The following is a 22,022-nucleotide window of genomic DNA, read 5'->3' as shown; positions in this document are numbered from 1 at the left end:
TAAATTTGAAAAGGCAGTCATTTTGCAAAATATCCATCGATACTGGCCACCCAAATATATCCAAACTTTTCTGAGATAGCCTTTTATTTATTTATTCCTATTGCCCCAATGTCATCAAATGATTGATGACCTCATTGGCGGTATCAAATTTGGACATCATTGGGAGCTCCTTTGTTCCATTCTTGGTAATGAGGGTAACGATATTTGTTTCAACGCCGAAGCCTGCGCCTGCAACCTTCAAATTGTTGGCGACAATCATATCTACCTTTTTCTTTTCCAACTTGGCCGTTGAATTTTCAAGCATATTTTCCGTTTCCATCGAGAAACCGCATACCAGCTGATGGGAACGTTTGATAGAACCTACATGCTGTAGTATATCCTCGGTTCGTTTCAAGGGAATCGCCATGTCGCCTTCTTTTTTCTTTACCTTGTTGTCGTGGGTAACACTGGGGGTATAATCCGCTACGGCGGCCGCCTTAAAGATCATATCTGCAGACTCACAGTTTGCACTCACCGCATCAAACATTTCCTTAGCAGATCTGATTGGAATGACATGGACGAACATCGGCGGTACGATGGAGGTTTGTCCGGATACAAGGGTTACCTCCGCTCCTCGCAGCATGCATGCCTTTGCCAGTGCATAGCCCATTTTACCGGTGGAATGGTTGGTAATATATCGTACCGGGTCAATGGCTTCTTGGGTAGGACCTGCGGTAACAATTACTTTTTTTCCAAGTAAATCCTTTTCCATCGCAATATGTTTTAACACATATTCAAAAAGAACCTCCGGTTCCGGCATTTTTCCTTCTCCAACATCATTGCAGGCTAAAAGACCTGTAGCCGGTTGAATGACTTCAAATCCGTAGCCTTCCAGTTTTTTTAGATTATCCTGCGTGATTGGATTTTGGTACATATTCGTATTCATCGCAGGGGAAACCAGCTTGACAGCTTTGGAAGCCAGTACGGTGGTGGTCAACATATCATCTGCGATACCGTTTGCCATCTTGGCAATGACATTGGCGCTGGCAGGAGCCACCAAAATCAAATCGGCTTTCTTTGCAATCGATATATGGGTCACGTCAAATTGAAAATCTCTATCAAATGTATCCACGAGGCATTTATTACCTGTAAGGGTTTCAAAGGTTAACGGCGCAATGAACTCCGTTGCATTTTTCGTCATGATTACATGAACGTCACAGTTCTGTTTTTTTAATGCACTTGCCAAATACGCAATTTTATAGGCAGCAATGCTGCCGGTTACGCCTAATACGACGCATTTACCTGATAACATAATCGGGTCACCTTTCTGAAAAGATATATAATATATAACATTTTAAAGATTTATGATGTTAAAAGCAAGGATTTCGCTAAATTTAAGCGGTAATTATCTGCGCTTGAAGAGATAATATTTCAAAAAAGTAGCTTTATGGTAATAAACCTCCCATTTTATGTTAAACATAAATGAAGGCAGGGTTTATTGAAACATCAAAGCTGTAAAAGATAAACTTTTATTAAAGGTAGCTTTGTGTTATAATAGTTGCTATAATTTGTGCGTATATGCAAATTATACTAGGGGAGATATCAAATTTTAGGAGGAAGAATAATGGCTGATATGGATAAGAATATTCAATCTGAAGCAATAGAAACGCAGGCTGCTTCCAATTTTATTCATAATATAATAGAAAAGGATTTAGAAAATCAACGATATGGGGACAAGGTGTATACCAGATTTCCGCCGGAACCGAACGGCTATCTGCACATCGGACATGCAAAATCGATTTGCCTGAACTTTTCCACTGCTGAAAAATATGGCGGGCAGTGCAATCTAAGATACGATGATACGAATCCTGTAAAGGAAGACGTAGAATACGTAGATTCCATCGAAGAAGATGTAAAATGGCTCGGTTGGACCTGGAGCAAACGGTTATTTGCATCCGATTATTTTGATAAAATGTATGACTGTGCAGTGACCTTGATCAAAAAAGGAAAGGCGTACGTTTGTGATCTAAATGCGGAGCAGATGAAGGAATATCGAGGCACGCTAAAAGAGCCGGGAAAAGAAAGTCCATATAGAAATAGAACCATAGAAGAGAATTTGCAGCTTTTTGAAGAGATGAAAGCCGGAAAATATGCAGACGGTGAAAAAGTACTCCGAGCAAAAATCGATATGGCTTCTCCGAATATCAATATGAGAGATCCTGTTATTTATAGAACTGCACATACATCTCATCACAATACAGGGGATGCATGGTGCATTTATCCGATGTATGATTATGCACATCCGATTGAAGATGCGATTGAAGGAATCACCCACTCCATCTGTACCCTTGAATTTGAAGATCATCGACCTTTATATGATTGGGTATTGAGTGAATTAGATTGGCCGACGCCTCCGCAGCAAATAGAGTTTGCCAGACTAAACCTGACGAATACTGTGATGAGCAAACGTTATTTGAAGGCGCTTGTTGACAATGGAGAGGTGGAAAGCTGGGACGATCCAAGAATGCCAACCATCGCAGGATTACGCAGAAGAGGCTATACGCCTGAAGCGATCCGGGATTTTTGTGACCGCATCGGCGTATCAAAGGCGAACAGTCTGGTGGACATTGCTTTATTGGAGCATTGTATTCGTGAAGACTTGAAAAGCAAGGTTCAAAGCCGGAATGTTGTAGAAAACCCTATTAAAATTGTGATTACAAATTATCCGGAAGAGCAGACCGAAGAAGTAGAGGTCGAAAACAATAAAGAAGTTCCGGAGATGGGCAATCGAATGATTCCTTTCTCCAATGAGCTGTATGTCGATGGGGAAGACTTCATGGAAGTTCCTGAAAAGAAGTATTTCAGACTGTTCCCGGGCAACGAGGTTCGATTTAAAGGCGCATACTTTATTAAGTGTGATGAAGTGATTAAAAATGAAGACGGCACGATTAAGGAGCTGCATTGCACCTACGATCCTGAGACAAGAAGCGGAAGCGGCTTTGAAGGGCGTAAAGTAAAGGGAACCATTCATTGGGTTGACGCAAAGACAGCAGTAAAAATAAAGATTCGTCAATATGGCTATCTGATGATAGAGGATGAAAACGGTGAGAACATTATGAACCCAGAGTCTTTAGTGGAAATAGAAGCCTATGCAGAACCTGCCCTCGCAGAAGCAAAGCCGGGCGAACGTTTCCAGTTCTTCCGACATGGATACTATATAGCAGATACGAAGCTGACAACGGATAGGTCAAAGGTATTTAATCGAATCGTAGACTTAAAGAGTTCTTGGAAAAAATAAATGGTAGCTTGGTTTTCTTTACAGGGAACCAAGCTTTTCAACATCATCGATTAAAAGGAGTACAAAATGGATTATTACAAGGCATCGCTTGAGATGCATGAAAAAAATAAAGGAAAGCTGGAAGTAAGAAGCAAAGTGGGCGTTACCAACCGGGATGAACTTTCGACGGCTTATACACCTGGAGTTGCGGAGCCTTGCCGGCAAATCTATAAAAATCCGGAGGATGTATACAAATATACCATAAAAGGCAATACGGTTGCAGTTGTCAGTGACGGTTCCGCCGTGCTGGGGCTGGGCAATATCGGTGCAAAGGCTGCGATTCCTGTCATGGAGGGAAAATCGGTTCTTTTCAAAGAATTTGCGGGCATCGATGCGATTCCGATTTGTCTCGACACACAGGACACCGACGAAATCATCCAGATTATCAAGAATATCGCACCGATCTTCGGCGGAATTAATCTAGAGGATATTTCTGCACCGAGGTGCTTTGAGATCGAAAGAAGAGTGCAAGAATTAGTGGACATCCCTGTATTCCACGATGACCAACACGGAACCGCTATTGTGGTTTCCGCAGCGGCTATTAATGCGATAAAGGTCGTAGGCAAGAAGTTGGAAGACGTGAAAGTAGTCATTAACGGAGCCGGTTCTGCGGGAACAGCCATTGCAAAGATGCTATTGAATATCGGTATAAAAGATATTGTAGTATGTGATAAATTCGGAGCACTATGCAGAGAAGACAGCAACCTATCTCCTGCTATGATGGAGCTGGCACAACTCACCAATCAGCGATTGGCTGTTGGTTCGCTTCAAGATGTGATTGTCGGCGCAGACTTGTTTGTAGGGGTCTCTGCCCCTAAAATTCTTACAGAAGAAATGATTGACTCTATGGCAAAAGATCCGATCGTATTTCCTATGGCTAATCCGGAACCTGAAATTATGCCTGACCTGGCGAAAAAGGCTGGAGCGAGGGTAGTCGGAACAGGACGTTCGGATTTCCCTAATCAGATTAACAATGTGCTGGCGTTCCCTGGGGTATTTAAAGGGGCTCTTACTGCAAGAGCGAGCCGTATTACAGAAGAGATGAAAGCAGCAGCAGCCTTTGCTTTATCCGGTTTAGTTTCCGACCATGAATTGGAGGAAGACTATATTATACCGCTTGCTTTCCACGAAGGCGTTGCGGATGTTATTGCAGAAGCGGTGGCGAAGGCATGGGAAGAAAATAAATAGAGAATCATAAGACAAGCAGGTCAACCGCCAATTGGATTGGACGGCTGACCTGCTTTTGATGGTGGAAGTTTTAATGAATATTCGTCGCTCTGCAAATACCCTTCAGATGATCGGTAAAGGTGGGAAGAAGAATAGAGACCCGATCGGGGTGATCCATGATCGTAGCTTCCAGTTCGGCGGCCACTTTGTAGAGAGGAACCAATCCCAATGTCCCGGCAAGTCCTTTAACGGAATGGGCAATTCGGCGTGCTTCCGTAAAATTATTATCCAAAATAAGCTCTTGTATATCCCTATCTACGTTTTCAAAGGATTTCTTAAATTTCAGCAGATGCTTTTCATATTGCTTTTCCGAGCAGCCTAAATTTTGAGCCGCTCTCGCAATGCTAAACTCAAATGTCTCATCGTCAGCGGTGACATAGCTAATGGCAGGAATTATCTGGCTCTTCATCGGAGGAATAGGCTTCCATTTAATATCATTGATATCTCCGAAGTAAGGAAGCAGAGCCCTGTACAAATCATGGTAGCGGAACGGTTTGCTGATAAAGCCATCCATGATGTTTTCATGCTCCTTCTTCGTGTCGGAATCGATATTGGTAGCCGTCAGTGCGAGAATAGGACTTGTAACGCCTATTTCTGTTTTCAAAATTTCTGCGGCAGTGTAACCGTCTATGTTTGGCATATGGATGTCCATTAATATGACAGAGTAATAATCCGGAGGCAACGCAATACACATATCAATCGCTTGCTGCCCGTCACAGGCATGGTCACAAATAATTTGTGATTCTGACAACAGGTTTTCCGTGACCTCATAATTTAACTCGGTATCTTCTACCACAAGAATTTTTTTGCCTGCTCCGTTCAATAATGGTACGGAAGTAGCCGCTGCATTTAAATCTTCGCAAGTGGCAGCATCGGATTTATGCGCCCAAATGGTAAAGTTAAAACAGCTTCCTTGTCCCTTTACACTTTCTACCCAAATATCGCCGCCCATGGCATTGATAACGTGCTTACATATCGCTAAACCAAGGCCTGTCCCCTGATGCTGCTTGGTAAGATGGTTCTCAAGCTGTTCAAATTCTTGAAACACTTTGGATAAATCATCTTCATTGATTCCCAAACCAGTATCCTCCACAGAAAATTTCATGAGAACTAAATTGCCGTGTTCGGATAATCTGCCAACAGAAAGCTTGATATGACCGCTTGAGGTAAACTTGCAGGCGTTGTTAACGAGATTTAAAAGCACTTGAGCAAGTCTCGTACGGTCGATATTGAGGCACAAATCTTTATTAAAATCATAATTCTTTTCAAATTTTAGGTTCTTACTGCTGATAATAGGCGTAAAAATTTCTTCGGATTCTTGCAACATATTTAATAGGTTAAAATCAGTAGGATATAACACGAAAGAAGACTTTTGGATTTTAGAAATATCGAGTACATCATTAATTATATTTAATAGTAATTCAGAAGAAATATTAATTTTACTCAAGATATCACTTTGCTTTTCGGTCAAATCTGTATTCTTTAAAATATGTACCATTCCGATAATGACATTTAACGGAGTTTTAATCTCGTGTGAAACATTGGCAATAAACGAGGATTTTGCATTGGCGTAATATTCAATATCCTTGAGCTGCTTCATCATCTCATTGTCTTTCTTCTTACTTTCTGTACAGTCTTGAACGAGTGTCACAAATTTTGGCTCACCTTTTTCATCAAATATGGCAAAACAACTGTAGTTAATATATTTCACTTCACCGTTCAGCGTATAGGTTAGAATAATATTCTTCCGGTTTTCAGAAAGTGAATGCGCAGGAAGTGAAGTAGCAATCTCGTCAGGCAGTACGGAAAAGGATGTAAATCCTAAAGGGTTTGAAACTTGAATATTAAATATACGCTTGTACATCGCGTTCATATATTCATATTTATAATGCCGATCCACAATAGCCAGCCCTACGTCTGCATTTTCGATTGCCTTGCTATAAAGCTGATTGAAATATAAGTTTCTTTTGTTGCTTTTAAAATATAAAGAGGCAGCTCTTAAGGTACAACATATAAGTGTTACGGTAAGGAGCCCGGCTAAAATAGCGAGTATCTTGCAATAGGCAGTGACTTTCAGCTTTTTTTCTTCGATTCGATTTAAAAAATGCTCCGTATAGTTGGACGAAAGAGCCTCTTTGGAGGAATAAAGCTCTAAGAAGCGGGCACCCTGTAATTTAGTGGAATCTCCTTCATTCACTGCTGAAATGGTAAGATGAATAAGATTATTATATGCTTCTAAATAAGATAAATAATATTTTTGCTCCTTTTGATCGAAAGAAAAATCAGAGGTAGAGAAGCTTGGGTTCGTTGTAGAGTTCGTAAGCATTTCAAAGCCGGTTAATTCCCTATTATCAGAAAAGCGGATATAATTAATATTAGATAAGTTGCAGCTGATAAAGTTATTGGCATCTTCGGTGAAACTGTATTTAAGTGTCGGGTCATCGGTGGTGATGCAGGCGACCGCATCATTCGTCAACTGACCAAAAGTTTGATCGTAGATATTATTAAAGGTAAGTAAACTGCTCCCCATTTTTTCAAATTCCAAAAGATTGTTATTTTGATATGCGTAGCTGGCTAGGCAAGCGATTAACATGACTAACATAGTTATCATAGAAACTAAAAGATAGTTTAATTTGTTTAGCATACACACTCCCCCTTCTGTCAAATATACTGTTAAAAGCATTGTAATCTGTCGAAAAATAAATGTAAATAGGTTCGACAAAAGCAGACAATTAAATACTATAAATAATTATTTTATGCGAAATTTGGAATAAAAATGACAAATGGCGTATACGTACTTGTAAAAATTGCTGGAATATATATAATAAAGTAGGTTTACTATGCGATAAAAAAGGCGTTTTTTGAGACGTTTCTCATAAAAGAAGAAAGGAAATATAATGATTACAAGCAAACAAAGAAGTTACTTAAGGAGTCTGGCTCATAACCTGGACCCTATCGTTTTTTTAGGAAAGGGAGGGCTCACGGAAAACATTATAAAGGAAGTAGAAGTGAATTTAGAAGCAAGAGAATTAGTGAAAGTAAAAATTCAGGAAGGCTGTACGTTGAATCCGAAGGATGTTGCAAATCAGATTGCAGAAGCCCTAGGCGCTGAATTTGTACAGGCTATTGGCAGAAAGTTTACGCTCTACAGAGAGTCTAAGGACAATAAGCAAATTGAACTTCCGAAAGCGAGGAAATAATAGGTTGCAATGATGAGAAATATTTTGCTGACGATTGAATACGACGGTACCAATTTTTGCGGATGGCAGCGGCAGCCCGATAAGCGGAGCGTACAGGGTGAGATCGAGAAGGCCTTAAGTATTGTCTGCGGAGCCCCTGTTTCTATTAATGGGACGAGCCGTACCGATGCAGGAGTTCACGCGTTAGGACAGCGGGCAAACTTTCGCGGAGAATTCGGCATTCCAACCGATCGAATCGGGATTGCTGTCAACAACATCTTGGCAGGAGGGTTGAACTCAATTGGCTCAGTCGGAGATGTACAAATTGTGAAAGTAGAGGAAAAAAAAGAGGATTTTCATGCGAGATTTGATGCAAAAGGTAAAAAATATGTCTATAAGATATTAAATAGTCAAGAAAAAGATATTTTTGGCAGAAATTATTATTATCAGATCAATAAGCCCCTTGATGTAGAGGCTATGAAGGATGCCGCAAAATATATCATAGGAACACATGATTTCAAATGTTTTCAGGCTGCAGGGGGAGAAGAAAAGGCGACTACGGTTCGAACAATTTTCGACTTAAAGATTTTCAATCAGTTAGCGGATAATAGGAAGCAAGAAATTGAGCTGCAAATAAAAGGCGATGGATTCCTATATAATATGGTAAGAATTATTACCGGAACTTTAGTGGATGTGGGGCTTGGTAAAAGAACGCCTCTCAGTGTGAAAGCCGCGATTGATTCCAAAGACAGGCAGAAGTCAGGCCATACTGCGCCTCCCCAGGGATTATATTTGTATGAAGTATACTACGACCTTGAAGAATTAAACAAATTTTGATATACTAAACTTTAACATAGGATGTAACTTATTGTAATAATATAGCTTTTACAGGGGAGTAACAAATGAAAAGACCGAGCTGGAATGAATATTTTATGGAGCTGGCAGCGTTGACGGCACAGCGGTCAACCTGTTTAAGAAGGCAAGTCGGCGCAGTGATTGTCAAAGACCGGCATATTATAGCTACCGGCTACAACGGTGCACCGAGAGGCCTCAAGCATTGTGAAGACAGAGGCGGATGCCTGCGGCAGAAATTGAACATACCTTCCGGAGAACGTCATGAATTGTGCATGGCCTTGCATGCAGAGCAAAACGCGATCATTCAGGCGGCTAATTTGGGACAAAGTGTGGAAGGCGCAACCATATACATCACTCATCAACCCTGCATCATTTGTGCGAAGATGATTATCAATGCAGGCGTGAAAGAGATTTTTGTACGGGAAGGATATCCGGATCAATTATCAAAAGACATATTAGAAGAAGCAGGAATTAAAATTGTAATGTTAGGGGATTAGACATGACACTTTGGATAGCGTTTATGACAGCTTTTGTGCTGTCACTGATTTTTACGCCTGTTGCGATTAAAATCGCACCCAAAATCGGTGCGGTAGATATTCCAAAGGATAACCGGCGTATGCATACGAAGCCGATGCCTCGATTCGGAGGAATGGCTATTTTTATTGGAACGACTGCGGCCATCGCAGTGACTCTCGGAACCAACCATGAGTTTCAAGGGATCCTGATAGGAGGAATTCTCATTTACCTCTTGGGGATCGTCGATGATTTGAAAACGTTGTCGGCAAAAGTAAAGCTGCTGGGGCAAATCGCTTGTGCCTCCGTGGTGTACGGTTTTGGAGTCCGAATTTTATTTATTACGAACCATTTTGGGGATGGAGGACACAATTATTTTGGCGGTTTAACCGGTTATATCATAACTATTCTTTGGATCGTTGGCATCACCAATACGGTCAATCTGATTGATGGCTTGGATGGTTTGGCAACCGGTGTATCAGCCATTGCCTCCTTAAGTATTGCTTATGCCGCTTATATTCATGGGGCCTATCCGGCCACCATTGCGATGCTCGCCGTCGCTGGCGGAGCGATAGGTTTCTTGCCTTTCAATTTCCATCCGGCTAAAATCTTTATGGGAGACGGCGGATCTTTATTTCTAGGCTTTATGCTTGCCTCACTATCTATCGTGGGACCGGTCAAAGGAGCCACTATTATGGCGGTCATTATTCCCGTATTGGTTCTTGGCGTTCCTATTTTCGACACTGCCTTTGCGATTTTACGCAGACTGGTGAATCACAGACCGATTATGGAGCCCGATAAGGGTCATTTGCATCATCGGTTAATGGCATCAGGGATGGGACAGCGAAGAACCGTCATGACTCTTTACGGAATCAGCGGTGTGATGGGTGTGGCTGCGGTTCTGTTCAGCAGGGATTTATTTGTGGAAACAGCCGGACTGATCGGTATTGCTGCGATGTATATTTATATCTTTTTAACGGATGCAAACAATTGGAAACTCCGGATCAAAGCCGTCAATGTACAGCAAGAAGAAAAAAGGCAAGACAAGTTATCGAAAAAGCAGAAAAGCAAAAAACCATATCAGAAAGGCAGAAAACAATGTCAGAGAAGCAAAAAAAGATGAAGGTAATGACCGTTTTTGGGACCAGACCTGAAGCGATTAAGATGGCGCCATTGGTAAAAGCATTGAATGAAACGGAAGGTATTGAGTCGGTGCTTTGTGTGACTGCACAGCATCGAGAAATGCTCGATCAGGTATTGGAGCTCTTTCAGCTTGTGCCCGACTACGATTTAAATATTATGAAACCGAACCAAACGATCAGTCAGATTACTTCCAATGTATTAGTAGGACTGGAAGAAGTATTGAAAAAGGAGAAACCGGACGTTGTACTGGTTCATGGGGATACGACGACTACTTTTGCGGCAGGCCTTGCAAGCTTCTATCAGCAAATTAAAGTCGGCCATGTGGAAGCGGGACTTCGGACCTATGATAAATACTCGCCTTATCCGGAGGAAATGAACCGGGTACTTACCGGACACCTTGCGGATTTTCATTTTGCTCCGACCGAGCGAAATAAAAACAATCTTTTGAGAGAATCAATTAATGAAAATATCATATATATTACAGGGAATACCGTAATAGATGCTCTTTTAGAAGTAGTTGAAAAACCATATGAGTTTGAGGATGAGACCTTAAAAAAAATTAACTTTGAACAGAGAAGAGTGATAACGGTTACCTGTCACCGCCGTGAAAATTTAGGCGAAAATATGGAAAATATCTTTGGGGCGATCAGGCGGCTGGCCGAAGAATTCGACGATGTGGAAATTATTTATCCGATGCATATGAACCCGAAAGTAAGGGAAACAGCCAATAAAATTTTAAATGGTGTACCGCGGGTTCACTTGATCGATCCGCTTCAATATCAGCCATTTGTGAATCTTATGGCAAAGTCTTTCTTTATTATAACGGATTCCGGCGGCATGCAGGAGGAAGCCCCGGCTCTTGGGAAACCGGTGTTAGTGGTTCGAAAAGAAACCGAGAGACCGGAGGCTGTTGAGGCAGGGACTGCAAAATTAGCCGGGATTGATTTGGAAACGATTTATGCCATGTCAAAAGAGCTGCTGGTAAACCAGGCTGCTTACGATGAAATGGCACATGCGGTGAATCCATATGGAGACGGTCATGCCTGTGAAAGGATTGTAAAAGCGATAAAGGCCTATGGAGAAAAATCTACCAATTCAAATTGAAAGTAAAACTTTATATAAGACGTTAGCGACTGTTGCGCTTCCTATCGCCCTTCAAAGCCTGATTGCATCTTCTTTAAACTTGGTTGATGCGGTCATGGTTGGAAGTCTGGGGGAAGTGGAACTGGCCGCAGTCGGTCTTTCCAATCAACTATTCTTTGTACACTGGGGTGTGATGTTTGGCTTTGCCAGCGGTTCCTCTGCTTTTATGGCACAATTCTGGGGAAAAGGAGACCTGCAGAGCATTCGAAAAGTAACAGGATTTGCGGTGACCTTATGTGTCGGTGTCAGTATGTTTTTCTTCATCCCCGGTATGTTTTTCCCGGAGCATATTCTTCGATTATTTACTAATATTCCGCAAGCTGTTGATCTAGGAAAAGATTTTATACGAATTGCATCTGTTTGTTTTTTAACTATCAGCATTACAGTTCCCTTTACAGCGGCTCTTAGAGTGACCCATCAGACAAAAATTCCTTTAAAAATCAGTGCCATTGCGTTATCCACCAATACTTTTTTAAATTACCTTTTTATTTTTGGTAATTGGGGAGCGCCAGCGCTCGGCGTGGAAGGTGCAGCAATCGCTACGGCAATATCCAGACTGCTAGAATTATCTTTGGTACTGTATGTGGTTTTCATCCGGAAGAACATTCTGGCAGGAAAAGCACACGAATTTATCGGTTGGCACAAACCGTTGGTGTTCAAAGTTTTAATAACCGGTATTCCGGTCATGATTAATGAAACCATGTGGAGCTTAGGAATGGCTACGTACAATGCGGCTTACGGAAGAATGGGTGTCACGGAATTTGCCGCGATACAGGCCAGCAATACGATTAATACACTGTTTATTTATGCGATATTCAGCCTTGGAGATGCCTTAATTATATTGGTCGGACAACGATTGGGAAGAGGAGAGATGGAGTATGCCTTTGCTTTAGCCAAACGACTGTTGAAAATAGGTGTCTATATCGGCATCTTTTCAGGCGGTCTCTTGATTTTATCGTCTCATTGGATTTTGAAACTGTTTAATTTCACGCCTTTAGGACTGCATTATGCCATGCTGATTGTAGGCATTTACGGCATTTTTATGCCACTGAAGGTCTACAATGGGTTAAATATTGTAGGTACTTTCCGCTGCGGAGGAGACACGCATTTTGCGATGTGCGTAGAAGTTGGTGCAGTTTGGCTGATCGGAGTTCCGATGGTTTTTTTAGGGGCGCTGGTATTCCATTTACCTATTTATTTTGTTGTATTGATGGCGCAGAGTGAAGAACTCATCAAAAATGTGATCTGTGTAAAACGCTTCTGTTCTAGAAAATGGGTGAAGAATCTGGTTCATGACATTTAGAACAGCATCAAAATAACATAAGCAGCACAAATTAGTATTTTTTTCTAATCTCATAAAAAATATGAAAATCCCTTGAAATTTCAAGGGATTTCTTTAATTGCATGCAATGCTCCCAAATTTAACTTTGTTTTTTTATTAACGATGCTTTACATTTAAAAATTTAAGGCTATAATATTATTTAATTTGTAAAAAACAATAGGAAAAACCGATATTTTGTCGTAGAAGTAAGTATGTTAAATCTATGTTAACTTTTATTTATAAATATTAAAAGCAAAAATATTCATTCTAATATATATCGGCTATAAGCAAATACTATGTGTAGGGTCTTCATGATTGATAAAAAAATAACAACAATTGCCTGATTTATATTGACGCAAGAGATATGAATATAATAAAAGTGATCATCGGGGGATAAGCTAATTTGAATAAAGATACAAAAGAAATGTTAAAAAAAGTTACAGGGTATGATATAGTTATACTTATAGCAGCAGCCTTGATATCGATAATGAATTTTAAAGAATATACGGCAATAGTTATTATTGCGATAATTCTATCACTGGCGAACTTTCTATTAAATGCCTTCCTTGCGAATTACATGCTTCAGGCGAAAGCAAAAAAGGCGTTTTATGTCTTGGGGGCTGCAGGCAGAGTGATGGTTACGGTGGCTATTGCTGTTTTACTGTGCCGTAATGATACAATGAGTTATTTGGCATTTTTAATCGGTTATAGTCTTCACTATATGGCAGTTATTCTTTATGGAGTAACTAGAGTAATGCTAAGAAAGAAAGGAAGTAATTAAATGCACATGAATCCTGAAACGGTATTTAGTTTCAACATTTTTAACCATTCAATTGCTGTGACGACAAGTATAGTGACACAGTGGATTATAATGGCTGTTATCATCGTTTTGGTACTGCTTTTAACCAGAAATCTAGGCAAGGTGCCCAATAAAAAGCAGAACGTACTGGAAATGTTTGTTAACATGATCAATGGGTTAGTCAAGTCTAATATGGGCGATGAGTACAAGCGTTTTTTTGTACCCTATATCGGTGCAATGGCAGTTTTTATGGGATTATTAAACCTATCCGGCTTGGTTGGAATAGAACCGGCTACGAAAGACATCAATGTTGCAGCTACTTTTGCCCTTATGACCTTTGTACTGATTAATGCAAATGCGATCAGTAAGTGCGGAGTGGGCGGATATGCCGGAAGCTTTTTTAAGCCTTATGCAGCAATGCTGCCATTAAATTTACTTGAAAAGCTGACCATACCCCTATCTTTATCGCTTCGACTGTTTTGTAATATGCTGGTAGGTACTATCGTTCTGGGAATCGTGTATGAAGCAATGGGTAAGTTTGCTTTCATAGCACCGATTCCGTTACATGCGTTCTTTGACATATTTGATGGACTGATCCAAGTGTTTGTATTCATGATGTTGACGATGGTATATATCAAGATTGGTGCCGACCATGGAGCAGAACATCACTAAGATTGATAATAATTGATGCCGTAGAGTTTTGTGCGAGCATTAGATATTATATAAAAACATAAAAACACATAAAAAAGAGTAGACAATTAAGGAGGAAAAAAGATGAATATTGATTCTAACACTTTTCTAAACGGAATGCTAGCGGTTGGTGCCGGATTAGCGGCGATCGGATGCTTAGGCGGAGGAGTTGGTATCGGTACCGTTTCAGGAAAAGCCGTAGAAGCTATTGCAAGACAGCCTGAAGCGAAAGGTGATATCATGTCAACCATGATTTTAGGTATTGCGTTTGCTGAAGTAACTTCCCTATATGCATTGTTCATTTCAATCATGCTAATTTTTGTTAAATGGCAATAATTATACCAGTGGTTTTGTAAAGAATGAACTGGAAGGGAGGCTTCTGACAAAATGGAATTTAATTTATTTACGATTTTTGCGACGATGGTCAATTTCATTGTGCTCATCGCTATCTTGAAGCACTTTCTATTCAAAAAGGTTAGTGACGTCATTGAGACTAGAAACAATGAAATATTAGAAAACATCAATAGTGCAGAAACGAAGAATCTAGAAGCTGAAAAGTTGGTGAAATCCTATGAAAAACAATTGGCAGATCTTGAAGGTGTAGGTAGAGATATTGTGAAGGACGCGAAGGTGAAAGCGGACGCTCAGGCGAAAGAAATCCTAGATGAGTCCCAGGCAAGATCTGTTCAGCTTTTAAAGCAGACTGAGGTTGAAATAGAGAGACTTAAGAAAAAAGCTCTGGAGGATATGAAACAAGAAATTGGTGCGCTTGCTATTTTTGCTGCTGAGAAAATCTTGGAAAAGCAATTAGATCATCAGGAACAGCAAGACGTTATCGGAAAAATTATTGACGAGGCGGGGAACGCAACATGGCAGAGTTAACAGTAGAAAGCACCTATGGCAGAGCTTTATTTGAAGCTGCCAGAGATGAGAACAAGGTAGAAATTATACTGGATGAGGTGAAACAGATTCGGGACTTGTTTATAGCAGAGCCGGATTTTTATGAGTTTATCAATACGCCGGTTCTTTCTGGTGCAGAAAAAAAACATGCTGTTGAACAAATTTTTCAAGGAAAAATTAGCCCCGAAGTGCTGAATTTCTTATTTATATTAATTGATAAAAGAAGAACGAGAGCCTTTTCGGGAATCGTTAATCAATATCAAAGTATTTTAGATGAAATAGCGGGCATTTCAAAAGGTGTTATTTATTCTGTGGAACCGCTTACTGGAGAGCAACTAGAACAATTTGAACAAAAGACGGGCAAGCTCCTAAAAAAGAATGTTAAACTTGAGAACAAAATAGATACGACTATTTTGGGAGGCGTGAAGGTATTCATTGAAGGGAAGGTCCTTGATGCTACCATTAGAAAGCGTCTTGATGATCTTAAGGGAAATCTTAAGAGCGGCACATTATAATGCGACGCAGCTTGCATGTTATAGCACAATTTATGAAAAAAGAAGGTGATGCAAATGAATTTAAAGCCTGAAGAAATAAGTGCGGTAATCAGAGAGCAGATTAAAAGATATAAGAACGAGCTTGAAATGTCAGATTTTGGGACAGTAATACAGGTTGGTGACGGTATCGCCAGAATCTACGGTCTTGATAAATGCATGGCAGGTGAATTACTTGAATTCCCTGGTGAAACTTATGGTATGGCGTTAAACCTTGAAGAAGATAATGTAGGTACAGTAATACTAGGTTCTGACAAGGAAATAAAAGAAGGCGACATTGTAAAGCCTACGGGAAAAGTTGTAGAAGTGCCTGTAGGAAAAGATCTTATCGGACGTGTAGTAAACGCGTTGGGACACCCGATTGACGGGAAAGGTCCTATTGGAGCCGAAGCGTATAGACCAATTGAATTCCCGGCTCCCGGCGTACTGCAGAGAAAATCCGTAAATCAGCCGTTACAGACGGGAATTAAGGCGATTGACTCCATGATCCCTATTGGTAAGGGACAGAGAGAATTGATTATCGGAGATAGACAGACCGGTAAAACGGCGATTGCTATCGACACGATTATCAATCAAAAATCAGAAGATGTAATTTGTATTTATGTTGCGATCGGACAGAAAAAATCCACCGTAGCGCAGCTGGTACAAACATTAGAAAATAAAGGGGCGATGGATTATACCATTATCGTATCCGCAACGGCAAGTGACGTAGCACCATTACAATATATTGCGCCATATGCAGGTTGTGCCATGGGAGAGCATTTTATGTATCAGGGCAAAGATGTCTTGATCATTTATGATGACCTTTCCAAGCATGCGGTAGCTTATCGTGCAATGTCCCTACTTCTTAGAAGACCACCAGGAAGAGAAGCATATCCTGGAGACGTATTCTATCTGCATAGCAGACTTCTGGAAAGAGCTGCAAAGCTTTCCGATGAACTAGGCGGAGGTTCGATTACTGCACTTCCTCTTATAGAAACACAGGCAGGAGACGTTTCGGCATATATCCCTACAAACGTAATTTCCATTACAGACGGACAGATCTTCCTTGAATCCGAATTGTTCTTCACAGGACAGAGACCGGCTGTAAATGCAGGTATCTCCGTATCTCGTGTAGGAGGAAATGCTCAGATTAAGGCAATGAAGAAGGTAGCAAGTAAGATTAAGCTGGAGTTGGCTCAGTATAGAGAATTAGCAAGCTTCTCCCAGTTCGGATCGGACGTAGATAAGGATACAAAAGCGCGATTGGATCACGGTTTGATTCTGATGGAAATCCTAAAACAAGGTCAGTACAAGCCAGTTGATGTAACGCATCAGGTTATGATTATTTATGCAGCCATCAATCACTATCTTGCAGATGTACCTGTTGAAAAGATAAAAGCGTTTGAAGCTCATTTCTATAATTTCATGGATACGCACTATCCACAGGTTGGAAAGAATATCAAAGCAAGCGGGAATCTTGATGAAGCCTCTGAGGAACTTTTAAAAGAAGCAATTCTTAAGTTTAAAGAAATCAAGGAATATGAATAGATTGCGTTAGCTTAGCAAGAAGAGGAGGAAAATATGGCTTCAAGTAATATGCAGGACATTAAGCGCCGTATGAAGAGCGTAACCAGCATTGAGCACGTTACCAATGCAATGAAGCTGGTTTCTGCGGCAAAGCTTAGGAAAGCAAAGGCCACCTTCGAGAAAACTACTGAATATTTTCATTATATAACGGATTCGATTGATGAGATCTTTAATAACACAAAATCGGTTCCAAAGCAGTATTTGAGAGGAAGCAGAGAAATCAAAAAGACTTGTTATATCATTATAACAAGCTGCAGAGGATTTTGCGGAGGCTTCAACTCCAATATTATCAAGCGTTCAGAAGCGGAAATGGGCGGTGACCGTGAAAAAGCGGTGATCGTTGCTATAGGATCTAGAGGAAACGAATATTTCGGAAAAAGAGGATACAATATTCTGAGTGAATATTGTGCACCACCGGAGGATATTTCCTTTTTAGAAACGAGAGAGATCAGTGATTCTATCATCGATTTGTATAACGCCGGAGAAATCGACGAAGTGGTATTGATTTATACTACTTTTATCAATTCGCTGCAGCAAGAAGCGAAAACGGTTACCTTGCTGCCGATTGACCCTCGAGAAGACCGGGAAATAATGAAAAATAGCAAGCAAGTTGAATACGAACCGTCAGTAGAAGAAGTATTCAATTATTTAATCCCTAAATATGTGGAAATCATGGTTTACGGTGCAATAGTTGAATCAGCTACCTGTGAACATGCGGCAAGACGTATGGCTATGGAAAATGCTACTGATAACGCAAGGGATATGCTTGGTAAGCTGTCCTTGTACTATAACAGGGCAAGACAGTCGGCAATTACCAATGAAATTATTGAAATTGTGGCAGGGTCTGAAGCCCAGCAGTAATAGGAGGTGGAATGGTTGAATAAAGGTAAAATACACCAGATTATTGGACCAGTAATAGATATAAAGTTTATGCCCGAGCAAATGCCAGAGCTTTTAAACGAAATTATTATCGAGCTTGAAGGCAGAAAAATCGTAGCAGAAGTAGCACAGCACACCGGTGATGACATTGTTAGATGTGTTGCATTATCTTCTACAGATGGTTTAACTCGTGGGATGGAAGCAGCAGATACAGGCTCTCCAATTCAGGTACCGGTTGGAAAAGAAGTACTTGGAAGACTGTTTAATGTAATTGGAGAAACCATTGATGAAAAAGGTCCTGTTAATACAGAATTAAGAAGTTCGATTCATAGGGAGGCTCCTCCTTTTGAAGAACAGGATACCAACTCAACGATATTTGAAACAGGTATCAAGGTTATAGACCTTATTGCCCCATATACAAGAGGTGGTAAGGTAGGACTTTTCGGTGGAGCCGGCGTAGGCAAAACCGTTCTTATTCAGGAACTTATCAGTAATATCGCCAGAGAACACGGGGGTATCTCCGTATTTGCAGGCGTAGGTGAACGTACAAGAGAAGGAAATGACCTTTACTATGAAATGATCGAATCCGGCGTTATCGAGAAGACTGCCATGGTATTCGGTCAGATGAACGAACCTCCCGGAGCTAGAATGAGAGTAGCTCTAACCGGTTTGACAATGGCAGAATACTTTAGAGATCAAGAAGGACAGGATGTACTTCTGTTCATCGATAATATCTTTAGATTTACACAAGCAGGGTCTGAAGTATCTGCGCTGTTAGGTCGTGTACCGTCAGCGGTAGGTTATCAGCCTACACTTGCTACAGAAATGGGTGCACTTCAGGAAAGAATTACTTCTACAAAGAAGGGTTCCATTACATCGGTTCAGGCGATTTATGTACCTGCCGATGACTTGACTGACCCAGCTCCGGCTACTGCCTTTGCGCATTTGGATGCGACAACGGTATTATCTCGTGCAATTACAGAATTAGGTATTTATCCGGCGGTTGACCCGCTTGAATCGACTTCAAGAGTTATGGATCCAAATATTGTTGGAGAAGAGCACTATGAAACAGCAAGAGGAGTACAGGAAGTTCTTCAGAGATATAAGGATTTACAAGATATCATCGCTATCCTTGGTATGGATGAATTGTCTGACTCCGATAAACTTCTTGTTGCAAGAGCAAGAAAAATACAGCGGTTCTTATCGCAGCCATTTAGCGTAGCAGAACAGTTCACTGGCATGGAAGGTAAATATTTGCCATTAAAAGAAACCGTAAGAAGTTTCAAAGAAATACTGGAAGGAAAGCATGATGAAATTCCAGAGCATATGTTCTTGATGGCAGGCGGCATCGATGAAGTTGTAGAAAGGTTTAAGAAAAATGGCTAAGAGTGTGCAACTTGAGGTTATAACACCTTCAGAACTGTTTTATAAAAATGATGTTGAAATGGTTATCGTTCGAACCTTGGGCGGAGACGAAGGCTTTATGGCCGATCACGCTTGGTGTTGTAAGCTCTTAGGGGTCGGTGAGCTATGGATTCAGGAAGCAGGATCAAAGGATTTCAGAGTTGCTGCTATTTGCGGAGGGTATATTGACGTTAAAGATAAATTTGTCGTTTATACAGATGCCGCGGAATGGCCTGAAGAGATAGATAAAGACCGAGCTCAAAGAAGAAAGGCAACGGTAGAGGATTGGCTGATTCATCACGATTTAACAAATACTTCTCCGGATGAGATTACTAGAGCGAAAATCAGCATTGCAAAGCAGATTACCAGAATGAACGTGGCAGAAGGCGGAGCAAGGCGAAAGCGATAAAAATAAAGTCAGACATAAATCGATATGAAACAGCTTTTCCGATAGGAAAGCTGTTTTTTATCATGTATGTATAAGGATTAAATGGGGGAACGCTCATGACTGAAATGAAGCAAGCATTGGAAAATATAATGGATCATTTATCCAAGGGATTGGTTTATGTCGATTCAAACGGCCGTATACAGGCTTGCAATCAAAAGGCGAAGACGATTACCGGTATCATATTTGAACAGCCGGCCACTCATGAGTCAGGGCAGCTGAAAGAAGGAGATATTATCATCATCGCCGATAATAAACTCGGTGAAGATGACGGAGAACTTGACCCGGCGGATTTATCATGGCTTAATATCCATGATAAAAATATAAAAAAGGGAGATATGCTGATCGGGATTGGTGTATATAAGAATAGCGAAATAGAACCGATCTATAAGTATCTGAGAGAGCATCAGCTTCGGAACCCATTTAAATTAGATGTAAATTATCTGGGTTTTCATATCAGCGCTATGATTGACACGGCTAACCATGAGATAAGCATTTCTATTAATGGATTTGAATTTACGCTGCCTTATTTCTCTTCTATAGGGCATATGGTGGCGATTGATGGCTCACGCGGTCATATTAAGTTCTTTCAAGCAAAAGGATATAGTGTTCGTAAAGAGACCATTGGGAACTTATTGCGTGGAGGTTCCTTTATGCCGAAGCTCCCTCAATCAGGAGGCATGGATCAACTGTCTGTAATTGGAGTGCAATTTCTTGATTTATTTGAGGAATCCGATTTATCCCGTAAAATCTTTCGCATTTTAGAGGGGAAAGAGCAGCCTGTTCAAAATGTACTGTATGAAATTAATAAAAGACTGGTAGTATGTACGATTTTTCCTTCTGTCAGCAGCACGGATGAACGGGAAACAGAAGGTGTTTATCTATTGATTGAAGATGCGTCTGCACTGGAAGAGCTTCTCGAAGACCGTAACAGCCTTATAGAAGAAATTGAAAAGAAACACAAACAGCATCTTGAGCATCAAAAGGAATTCCCCGAAGAGGTATTTCAAAACTTCGTGGGAGCCAGTTCAAAGACGAGAGAAACGAAGTATCTGGCCTATAAAGCAGCCCATACCAAATTCAATGTGTTAATAACGGGTGAAAGCGGCACCGGAAAATCTAAATTGGCTAGAGAAATTCATGATATCAAGAATCCCAAAGCACCTTTTGTAGAGGTGAACTGCAACGCTATTGCACCTACTCTTTTTGAAAGTGAACTCTTTGGTTATGTAGGCGGAGCCTTCACTGGGGCCAGCAGTTCCGGTAAGGCCGGATTCTTTGAGGCTGCTGACGGAGGAACTTTATTTTTAGATGAAATCGGAGACTTGCCGTTAGAAATACAAGTAAAACTGCTTCATGTTTTGCAGAATAAAATGATCTATCGGGTAGGTTCTTCAAAACCTGTTCAGGTAGATGTACGAATTATCGCCGCAACGAATAAAAACCTTCAAGAGGAAGTTCGAAAGGGAGGATTCCGGCAGGACTTATTCTATCGCATTAACGTATTCCCTATAGAAATACCCCCGCTCCGAGAACGAAAGGGAGATTTATATTTGCTAATCAATCAAATTATGCGCAATGTATGTGCATACTACGGAATGGATATTAAACAGTTTTCAGGAGAAGCATTAAGAAAAATGCTTTCCTATCATTGGCCCGGCAATGTTCGAGAGCTAGAAAATGTAATCGAAAGAGCAATTACTTTATGCGAAACAAATCTGATTTATCCGGAACATATCAGCATTTCTCAGGAGGTGCATCCCAAAACCTTAAAAGAGCTAGTGGAACGGGAAGAGGCACGAATTTTAGAAAATGCTCTTTTCGCTTTCAATGGGGATAAGCGGGTAATGATGCAAGAATTGGATATCTCCAAAACAGCATTTTATGAAAAGATAAAGAAGTATGGACTGAAATTTTCTCGTTAGACTATGACGCGGACAAAATAGATTGTGAAGAGGATATCGGAAAATGATTTATGTAAGATCATTTTCCGATATCCTTTTTGTTTTAGATAAAAAGACGAGGCAATTACGTAAAAACGATAGGTCGTTTGTATCATTAATGAGAATTAAATCTAAGAAATGATAC

At 40.6% G+C, this 22,022-nt stretch carries 20 protein-coding genes; 18 read left to right on the top strand and 2 right to left on the bottom strand.

Annotated elements, in window-relative coordinates:
* Positions 1 to 97: 97 nt before the first annotated feature.
* A complete protein-coding gene (gene coaBC / locus JYB65_RS06900) occupies positions 98 to 1,291 on the bottom strand; it encodes a bifunctional phosphopantothenoylcysteine decarboxylase/phosphopantothenate--cysteine ligase CoaBC (protein ID WP_206581924.1) in 1,194 nt (397 codons plus the stop codon).
* Positions 1,292 to 1,612: 321 nt separating this feature from the next.
* Between coaBC and JYB65_RS06895 the strand changes: the two genes are divergently transcribed.
* Both JYB65_RS06895 and JYB65_RS06890 read left to right on the top strand, forming a co-directional pair.
* A complete protein-coding gene (locus JYB65_RS06895; RefSeq protein ID WP_425331121.1) occupies positions 1,613 to 3,277 on the top strand; it encodes a glutamine--tRNA ligase/YqeY domain fusion protein in 1,665 nt (554 codons plus the stop codon).
* A 66-nt stretch (positions 3,278 to 3,343) separates the two neighbouring features.
* A complete protein-coding gene (locus JYB65_RS06890) occupies positions 3,344 to 4,504 on the top strand; it encodes an NAD(P)-dependent malic enzyme (RefSeq protein ID WP_206581922.1) in 1,161 nt (386 codons plus the stop codon).
* A gap of 70 nt (positions 4,505 to 4,574) precedes the next feature.
* On the opposite strand, the gene JYB65_RS06885 is transcribed toward JYB65_RS06890, so the two are convergent.
* The gene (locus tag JYB65_RS06885) at positions 4,575 to 7,187 is read right to left on the bottom strand and encodes an ATP-binding protein (RefSeq protein WP_206581921.1); all 2,613 of its coding nucleotides are present in this window, start codon (positions 7,185 to 7,187) and stop codon (positions 4,575 to 4,577) included.
* A 253-nt stretch (positions 7,188 to 7,440) separates the two neighbouring features.
* Here JYB65_RS06885 and yhbY point away from each other — a divergent pair, with 253 nt between their 5' ends.
* From yhbY to JYB65_RS06805, 16 genes are all read left to right on the top strand, one after another.
* Positions 7,441 to 7,743 (top strand): ribosome assembly RNA-binding protein YhbY, encoded by a 303-nt coding sequence (yhbY, locus tag JYB65_RS06880; protein ID WP_206581920.1) that lies wholly within the window; start codon positions 7,441 to 7,443, stop codon positions 7,741 to 7,743.
* Between the two features lie 12 nt (positions 7,744 to 7,755).
* Complete coding sequence (gene truA, locus JYB65_RS06875; RefSeq protein WP_206582210.1) at positions 7,756 to 8,559, top strand: tRNA pseudouridine(38-40) synthase TruA; 804 nt, start codon at positions 7,756 to 7,758, stop codon at positions 8,557 to 8,559.
* A gap of 65 nt (positions 8,560 to 8,624) precedes the next feature.
* Positions 8,625 to 9,074 (top strand): deoxycytidylate deaminase, encoded by a 450-nt coding sequence (locus tag JYB65_RS06870; protein ID WP_206581919.1) that lies wholly within the window; start codon positions 8,625 to 8,627, stop codon positions 9,072 to 9,074.
* 2 nt (positions 9,075 to 9,076) lie between these two features.
* Positions 9,077 to 10,213: a glycosyltransferase family 4 protein gene (locus JYB65_RS06865; RefSeq protein WP_206581918.1), complete on the top strand. Its 1,137-nt coding sequence runs from the start codon at positions 9,077 to 9,079 to the stop codon at positions 10,211 to 10,213.
* Positions 10,189 to 11,337: a non-hydrolyzing UDP-N-acetylglucosamine 2-epimerase gene (gene wecB / locus JYB65_RS06860; RefSeq protein WP_245156615.1), complete on the top strand. Its 1,149-nt coding sequence runs from the start codon at positions 10,189 to 10,191 to the stop codon at positions 11,335 to 11,337. Before JYB65_RS06865 ends, wecB begins: the two co-directional genes overlap by 25 nt.
* Positions 11,309 to 12,679 carry an MATE family efflux transporter gene (locus JYB65_RS06855; protein WP_206581917.1) on the top strand — a complete coding sequence of 457 codons (1,371 nt, stop codon included), beginning with the start codon at positions 11,309 to 11,311 and terminating at the stop codon, positions 12,677 to 12,679. Before wecB ends, JYB65_RS06855 begins: the two co-directional genes overlap by 29 nt.
* 421 nt (positions 12,680 to 13,100) lie before the next feature.
* Positions 13,101 to 13,478, top strand: coding sequence for an ATP synthase subunit I (locus JYB65_RS06850; RefSeq protein WP_206581916.1), 378 nt, complete (start codon positions 13,101 to 13,103; stop codon positions 13,476 to 13,478).
* Complete coding sequence (locus tag JYB65_RS06845) at positions 13,479 to 14,168, top strand: F0F1 ATP synthase subunit A (protein ID WP_206581915.1); 690 nt, start codon at positions 13,479 to 13,481, stop codon at positions 14,166 to 14,168.
* Between the two features lie 102 nt (positions 14,169 to 14,270).
* Positions 14,271 to 14,522 (top strand): ATP synthase F0 subunit C, encoded by a 252-nt coding sequence (atpE, locus tag JYB65_RS06840; protein WP_206581914.1) that lies wholly within the window; start codon positions 14,271 to 14,273, stop codon positions 14,520 to 14,522.
* Positions 14,523 to 14,573: 51 nt separating this feature from the next.
* Positions 14,574 to 15,068 carry a F0F1 ATP synthase subunit B gene (gene atpF / locus JYB65_RS06835; RefSeq protein ID WP_206581913.1) on the top strand — a complete coding sequence of 165 codons (495 nt, stop codon included), beginning with the start codon at positions 14,574 to 14,576 and terminating at the stop codon, positions 15,066 to 15,068.
* Positions 15,056 to 15,601 (top strand): F0F1 ATP synthase subunit delta, encoded by a 546-nt coding sequence (locus JYB65_RS06830; protein ID WP_206581912.1) that lies wholly within the window; start codon positions 15,056 to 15,058, stop codon positions 15,599 to 15,601. Before atpF ends, JYB65_RS06830 begins: the two co-directional genes overlap by 13 nt.
* A gap of 54 nt (positions 15,602 to 15,655) precedes the next feature.
* A complete protein-coding gene (gene atpA / locus JYB65_RS06825) occupies positions 15,656 to 17,167 on the top strand; it encodes a F0F1 ATP synthase subunit alpha (protein ID WP_206581911.1) in 1,512 nt (503 codons plus the stop codon).
* A 33-nt stretch (positions 17,168 to 17,200) separates the two neighbouring features.
* A complete protein-coding gene (gene atpG / locus JYB65_RS06820) occupies positions 17,201 to 18,067 on the top strand; it encodes an ATP synthase F1 subunit gamma (RefSeq protein ID WP_206581910.1) in 867 nt (288 codons plus the stop codon).
* A gap of 15 nt (positions 18,068 to 18,082) precedes the next feature.
* Positions 18,083 to 19,471 (top strand): F0F1 ATP synthase subunit beta, encoded by a 1,389-nt coding sequence (gene atpD / locus JYB65_RS06815; protein ID WP_209010499.1) that lies wholly within the window; start codon positions 18,083 to 18,085, stop codon positions 19,469 to 19,471.
* Complete coding sequence (locus JYB65_RS06810) at positions 19,464 to 19,898, top strand: F0F1 ATP synthase subunit delta/epsilon (protein WP_206581908.1); 435 nt, start codon at positions 19,464 to 19,466, stop codon at positions 19,896 to 19,898. Before atpD ends, JYB65_RS06810 begins: the two co-directional genes overlap by 8 nt.
* Before the next feature lie 95 nt (positions 19,899 to 19,993).
* On the top strand, positions 19,994 to 21,859 hold the full coding sequence (locus tag JYB65_RS06805) for a sigma 54-interacting transcriptional regulator (RefSeq protein ID WP_206581907.1): 1,866 nt from the start codon (positions 19,994 to 19,996) through the stop codon (positions 21,857 to 21,859).
* Positions 21,860 to 22,022 lie beyond the last annotated feature (163 nt).

The organism is Clostridium aminobutyricum, assembly GCF_017255415.1.
Taxonomy (GTDB): Bacteria; Bacillota; Clostridia; order Peptostreptococcales; family Anaerovoracaceae; genus Aminipila; species Aminipila aminobutyrica.
The sequence above is the reverse complement of the archived record's forward strand: the minus strand, read 5'-3'. Positions and strand labels throughout refer to the sequence as shown.